Source organism: Caballeronia arationis (assembly GCF_001544975.2).
In the GTDB taxonomy this organism is placed as follows: Bacteria; Pseudomonadota; Gammaproteobacteria; order Burkholderiales; family Burkholderiaceae; genus Caballeronia; species Caballeronia arationis.
The window spans coordinates 1-6041 of record NZ_FCOG02000229.1 but is presented as its reverse complement, the minus strand read 5'-3'; the positions used below and the strand labels follow the sequence as shown (position 1 = coordinate 6041).

The 6041-nt window shown below is 59.5% G+C and carries 7 protein-coding genes and 2 pseudogenes; 5 read left to right on the top strand and 4 right to left on the bottom strand.

Translation table 11 applies throughout. The annotated features are described in order from the left end of the window. The 3 genes from AWB81_RS45355 to AWB81_RS39700 all read left to right on the top strand — a co-directional run. On the top strand, window positions 1–447 hold a 447-nt coding region (locus AWB81_RS45355), incomplete at its 5' end, for a PRTRC system ThiF family protein (RefSeq protein WP_144444328.1). A gap of 73 nt (window positions 448–520) precedes the next feature. Continuing rightward, window positions 521–1000 (top strand): hypothetical protein, encoded by a 480-nt coding sequence (locus tag AWB81_RS45350; RefSeq protein ID WP_062643766.1) that lies wholly within the window; start codon window positions 521–523, stop codon window positions 998–1000. Window positions 1001–1080: 80 nt separating this feature from the next. Further along, on the top strand, window positions 1081–2175 hold the full coding sequence (locus AWB81_RS39700; protein WP_144444327.1) for a hypothetical protein: 1095 nt from the start codon (window positions 1081–1083) through the stop codon (window positions 2173–2175). A gap of 56 nt (window positions 2176–2231) precedes the next feature. Here AWB81_RS39700 and AWB81_RS39695 read toward each other — a convergent pair whose 3' ends face one another. Further along, a complete protein-coding gene (locus AWB81_RS39695) occupies window positions 2232–2483 on the bottom strand; it encodes a hypothetical protein (protein ID WP_062643761.1) in 252 nt (83 codons plus the stop codon). Window positions 2484–2547: 64 nt separating this feature from the next. Between AWB81_RS39695 and AWB81_RS39690 the strand changes: the two are divergent. Continuing rightward, window positions 2548–2973: pseudogene (locus tag AWB81_RS39690) on the top strand (P-loop NTPase family protein); the annotation flags it as partial. A 306-nt stretch (window positions 2974–3279) separates the two neighbouring features. Then, a complete protein-coding gene (locus AWB81_RS39685; protein WP_062643756.1) occupies window positions 3280–3666 on the top strand; it encodes a hypothetical protein in 387 nt (128 codons plus the stop codon). A gap of 304 nt (window positions 3667–3970) precedes the next feature. Here AWB81_RS39685 and AWB81_RS39680 read toward each other — a convergent pair whose 3' ends face one another. The 3 genes and pseudogenes from AWB81_RS39680 to AWB81_RS44355 all read right to left on the bottom strand — a co-directional run. Next, a complete protein-coding gene (locus tag AWB81_RS39680) occupies window positions 3971–4471 on the bottom strand; it encodes a hypothetical protein (protein WP_062643753.1) in 501 nt (166 codons plus the stop codon). Between the two features lie 105 nt (window positions 4472–4576). Continuing rightward, entirely contained in the window at window positions 4577–5536 is a 960-nt protein-coding gene (locus tag AWB81_RS39675) for an SOS response-associated peptidase family protein (RefSeq protein WP_062643750.1), read from the bottom strand. Between the two features lie 277 nt (window positions 5537–5813). Continuing rightward, a pseudogene (locus tag AWB81_RS44355) lies at window positions 5814–5975 on the bottom strand (IS30 family transposase); the annotation flags it as partial. Window positions 5976–6041 lie beyond the last annotated feature (66 nt).

Below are 6041 nucleotides of genomic sequence, written 5' to 3'. Positions count from 1 at the left end.
GTCAGCGCGGCAGAAACGAGCGGGGTTTATTACCTCGACTGCGGCAACGACACAGACCGCGGCCAAGTGGTCATTGGTCAGGTCTGCAACAAGAGCTACGCGAAGAAAAACCCCGAACGCTTGCCGCATGTCGGTGAGTTGTTTCCGGATTTGCTCGACGCCAAGCTCGATGCGAAAGACGAAACGCCGTCGTGTTCGATGGCCGAGGCGCTGCGCAAGCAGTCGCTGGTCATCAATCAGGCAATCGCGGTCCAGGCGTTCAACATGCTTTGGACGATGTTTCGAACCGGCGCGGTGCCGTTCTCGGGCGTGTTCGTGAACCTCGCAACGGGGCGCACGAATCCGATCCCGTTGGACCCCGCTGCCTGGGCGCGCTTCGGATATGAAGTCCCGAAGCCGCCCGTAAAGAAGGCGAGCAAGAGCCGAAAGGCTAAGCCCGCTGCCTAGGTACTGCCGACCTCCGCAAGGGGTCGGCTTTTTTTCGTGCTCAACAGCACGACAACCTGAAAGGAGCATCCAAATGTCGAAAGACATTGAAATCGTACGTTCTGCGCCGCTCGAAGTGGCGGCGATGTTGTGGCAACAGCGCTCATGGTGCTGCGCGGCTCTGGTTGTGGTGGGAGCTGCAACCAGACTCCCGACGGCGGGCTACTTCGACATGGCCGTTAGGTTCGCGTATGGGCACTTGTTGCACGACGCATCGGGCATTGGCCGAAGCCTTGCCGGGGTTCTCTGCGTTCTGCTGGCCTCGCTCGCATGGCAGGTCACCTGTCAGCGAGACCGCGAGCGCCCAGGACTCTTCGCCGGCGCTTGCTACTGGGTCGTGAACCGCTTGGCGATGCCGCACATTGCACGCGGCGTTGCGGTGGTTATCGGCGCAAGCGCCGCATGCGGCACACACGGCGTTTTGTTCGGCGCGGCATTCGGCGTCTGGTTCGGCTTTGTCATGTGCTGCATGCAGTGCTTGACGGCCTTCTCGGTAATGCCGCGTCTGCGGTAATCGCATTAACCGCTCCCTCGCGGAGCGGTCCTCTTTCACCTCAGCGGGTACGCAGCCCGTTGGGGCTGCTCCGCGTATCAATGGAGCAAACCATGGGTTCTTCTATTTTGACCGGCAAGCGCGCAGGCGCACTGCAGAAGGCCGACGGCGAGTGGATTTACGCCTTGTTCGAACGCGGCTATGAGTCGAACGTCTATCCGCACACCGACCACTGGTCGGCCGTCGCGCTGGGCAACTATGTGCAAGTCATGCGCCGCATCTTCTCGCATGCGACCAGTTGCGAAGGCGGAATGCTCCGAAGCCGCAATGGATCGATCCGGCCAGAAAACTACATCGAGAGTTGGAGACGTGAACTCGCCAAGCCCGCGCTTCTTCGCGATCGGGCGATCGATCTGTCGGTCGGCTCCTCGTGTTACTCGGCGGTGCCTGAGTCACAGTTGGACGACGTCCGGCTGTCGTTGATCCGGGCGGGTTTCGAGTCTCGTATCGATGAATTGGTCAGTGGCAGCTTGAGCGTTTCCCTGCACGCGGACATCGACCTACTGCTCTCGATCTACGGGAACAGCGGGCCGCTCAGTATTTGGCGAGTGCTCAAGGAGTACGACTGTGGGGCCTCACAGATCGAGGTGCCGGTGCCGTCGGCAACGAAGACGGCGATGGAGCGGATGCCCGAGGTGCGGTGTCATTCCATCGACCAACACAATGTGCTGGTCGCATTGGGCGCAGCGCCGTGGCGTCACGCTGGCTGGCAGTACAGCGCGGTCGGCTCCTTCATCACTGAAGTCGCTTATCCGGTGGAAATGGAAACGCCGGGATTCGCCAAGAAGGCGATTCCAGCGTTCCGCGACGCCGTGAGCAACGCCCCGCAAGTGCCTCCGGCGACGCGCATCACCGTGACGCGTTCGCCTGAGGGCACCGAGGAGTGGCGGGCTTGCCGCGCCGACGAACTTGCGCGAACGCTCGGTCTAGTGGCTGAGGGCGAATGTGCGCCGGGTGTCTTCAGCTTTGCGTTTGGCGACTTGCTCGATCGCGAGGACACGGACCGCCTGTTGTACGGTTCGGGTTCCTTCAGCGATGCCCAACTCCAGTGGGAGGTGCCCGTCACGCGCGCAGGCGCCGAGCCGGATCCTGCGTTCTTCTCGGCCGACGTGCAGCTATCGCTGTGTCTCGCATAGTCTCTTGCAACAGACACCACACCCCGGTTTTCGGGGTGTGGTGTTTTTTTTGCGGGTTAGAAAGCGAAGCTCGCTTGTGCTGGTAGGTCCGCGGCGGGCTCGGGGGAACGCTGCGCTAGTAGCTCGTCGTACCGGCGCATCACATCAGCGGCGCTCGTGTAGCCGATCTCGATACCGACTGCGTGGGCGACGCGGCGGCGAACGCTTGCGAGCAGTTCTGCTTCGTCGGACGTCGGGCGCACGGTCGGCCATCCCGACGAGAACAGCAGATGGGCGGGGATTTCCGCTTCGATCGCTTGGCGCTGCATGGCCGCAGCCTTCGCGCCGGCGACAGCGGTCGCCAGTTCCGGCGACAGCACGTGGGGGGCGACGTCGGCTACCGTCAACGAGCTACTGCTTGCGTGTTACGGCATGCGCTTCACGGTTGAGATCCGCACGCAGCGCACGCTCGCGAGCGGTGAACTGCGTGAAGGCTTCGAGATCCTCGTTCACGACGCCGAGTCCGACAGCAGCAAGTCGGTCTCCGTCATGTCCGGTGGTCAAAAGGTCTGGATCAATGAGTGCCTGACGCGTGGCATTGCGCTCTATCTCGGGCAGAACACCGGTCAGCCGTATCAGACCTTGTTCAGCGACGAGTCGGACGGTCCGCTCGATCCCGAGCGCAAAGTGCAGTTCATGCGCATGAAGCGCGAGGTGCTGCGCCAAGGGGGGTATCAGCGGGAGTTCTTCATCTCGCAGACGCCCGAACTTGTCGCGGAAGCCGACGTGGTCATCGACGTACAGGCTCTGGCCGCCTGATTTTCTTATCGACCCTTGTGGGCAGCTGCCCCGCAAGGGGCGCTTCCCGCTTCCCTTCTTTCTCGCGCCCTTCGGCGCTGTCCACTTTGGCAAACCTCTTGATGCTGCTGCTCGCGGCAGCCGGTAGTCCGTCCCACTCGCAAGCGGTGCCTCACCTGCCGCCAGTGCAACACGCTGCACCGGCTACTGCGCAATCGCAGCCGCCGCGCCCGCCGTACCTGCGTCGCGCGTCTGCGTTCGATACCGGCCGTTTGCGTCGCATCTGACAGCGGCTCTTTTTCTTTCATTTTTTCACTGGAGCCTTATATGGCCTATTCCTGCACCGATTTCGCCGACGACGTACTCAATGACATGGTGATCCGAAGCTGGATCAAGCCCGAGCAGTACGGGCCTGACGACACGCAAGCGCAGTGCGATGCGGTGTTGGGCGCGATTAGCGACGCTGATGTGTCGCTGCGCCTCGCCGCTGACGCGAAGCAGTTCCACGCGGAGTTGCTCGATGCCGTCGAAACGCTAACGTCCATCGCCGGACAGCATGGAGCTCTCGTGCTGGCGAACGTCGTCTATCTGCAGACGGCGATCTTGAAGGGCGGTGTGATCGAGCTTACGCGCGAAGAAGCGGAGGACTTTGCTTTCATCAGAGGACTGCCTTCGGGCGAACGGTGGTGGAAGCATGTGAGCGAAGTCGAGTGATTCCCGTCAGATAATTCGCTTAACTCCTGCGGGTATGCGGTCCGCCGGGGCCGCTCCGCGCATCTGTTTGTGGAGCATGAATGTCTACTTTTGAAGCAGCAAGCTCGGTGCAGTGCCTGGGCGTTTCACGGATCTCGAAGCGGCGGTGAACTACATCGCCGGTTCCCCGACTCGTGACAACGAAGTACGACCGTGGATCCGGAATGTCGATACCAATGCGTTCGTCGTCATTGGCGGCAGAGTTCAGCTGCCGAAAGGAGGGCCGCGATGACTGGTACCATTTTGTCCGACGTCATCCGCTTCATCAAAAGTTCTGAGCGAACGGATTGATAGGTTGGACGCTCTTTCGGTCCCTGACGCGCTCCAGCATCTGGCATTTCCCCCAATCGGCAACGAGAGACTCCAGTCCACGGACCACATTCGATTCGATTGCTTGTAGCCCAGCGTCGCCTTGAAAATTGGCACTGAACGCGGAGTGAAAGCGATATTGGAAGTACGCTGACACCTCTTGAACGCGGTGCATGGTGCCTGAGTCCGTGAACATCACAGACTCAGGCGAGAACGGGTCGTAGTAGATGATATGGGGGTAGCTTGTCTGGACCGCCACGCGGGGTTCTTCACTGACGAGCAGCGAGCCGAGCAATTGGACTGACCCTTTCATCCCCTTCGGCGTTTTGAATACCCAGATGCGCTTAGGTAACCGCTCTGAAAGTTCCAAAATCTTTGTGCTGTTCGAGCCGAAATAGCCGACTTGATCGTTCTTCAAGTCTTGTTCAAGTTTTTGCGAATAATAGAAAATGTCCATTCAATGCCTGCTTCTCGATGCTTGGATTATCCGTTGCTTGGTCACCGTCGCTATATTACCAACAGCCGTTTTCGTCGCATAAAAACACTTCAGATGGGGGCGACGCTACGCTGCGAGCCGGTGTTCGTAGTACGGCCTGTCCTTGTCATCAAGAATCGTGTGCAGCGCATCTCGATTCAATGCGTCCGCATGCAACCACGCCTCAACGTTCTCCGGTCTGATTGGCACGATGCACCGATCGTGACCGGCTGCTGCGACCTCAACTGGAGGTTCGTCAGTGATAGCCGCAAACGACAGCAAGTCCGGCAAGTCCGGCGCGCTCCAACGAGACCACAGGCAGGCGACCAACATCAACTGGCCGTTACTCGGACGAAATTCCAGCACGACGTTTTCGTCTTTGTCGTGTGACTCGAGTAACGTTCCCTCCCACTTCGCCTTGCTGACGTTTTCGTAAAACACATCGACAAGCAATACTCCGTGTGTGTGACCGAACAACGGCTTCCAGAAGCCTTCGAGATTATCGCGCCGCGCATTGTAGGTGCCCGGAAATTTGATGTCGTAGTTTGCTGGCTTGCCAGCAATGCGACATTGGTAGCGCATCGGCTTAACGACGTATTTCCCATTCTCGACGACGAGGACCGGGGCATAGTGGCCTGGGAAGATGCGCGAGTCACGCGGTTCGGGGATTGTCCGGTTGAGGTCGTCGAGGCGACGCAGCGAAGCCTCAATCTTGTCGGTCGCAATTCGCTTGCTTTCGGTCGCGGCCTTCGTTATTTTTGTTTGCAGAGTGCGTTCGGCATCGGCAAGCCGCGTCCGTTGCTTGAAGAGGTCCTGTTCGAGCTTGGTCGCCTGCTCAGCGTTGTATTGGTCGATGAACTCTTTTATCTGACGTTCCTCGTCCGTCCGCGGAGCACGGAACGCGTCATCCATCGCCTTTGGGATTTTCGCTTTGCTGCCTTCGGTTCGCTCCCAGTAAAGGCGAGCGAATTCGCGGACGTCCATGTGAGCGCCGAACATCTTCACATACTTGCGATAGTCTGCTTCAATTTGAGCCGAATAACACATACATTGCTCCATAGGCTGAGCGTCAATCGACTTATTACATACCAAAATCTACATTTCAGGGTTGGGAAAGTCGCCCTTGACGCAGAAGCGGAACAAAAAGGCGGCTGTGCACAAAAAAGCGGCGGAGAAATCGCCACGACGCAGCCGCCGCATCCGCCCATTGCGCATCCGCGTGACGAGGATGACGCGTAACAATCACGCGAGTGATATGGGCTGCTGGAACGCCGCGCGCGCGTCATCGCACGGCGGTTTCAAACTCAAGTGCAACACACGGAGTTTAGTGTTTAGAACGGTGCGGCTGGCTCGCTGAGGCGAGCGTGGCGGCGAAGACCTCGAATGGAGAATGGAACGCGTGCGTCGCGCGAGGCCGGCTGTTCAGGCTGTCGGCGATGGCGTCGAGTTCGTCCTGGCTGTAGACCGATAGGTCGGTGCCTTCAGGCCCTGAGGTGGTCCGTCAAGGTTTTTCAGCGGGAAGTTGCGCTTCTGCTTCCGGTTCGAGACGCAC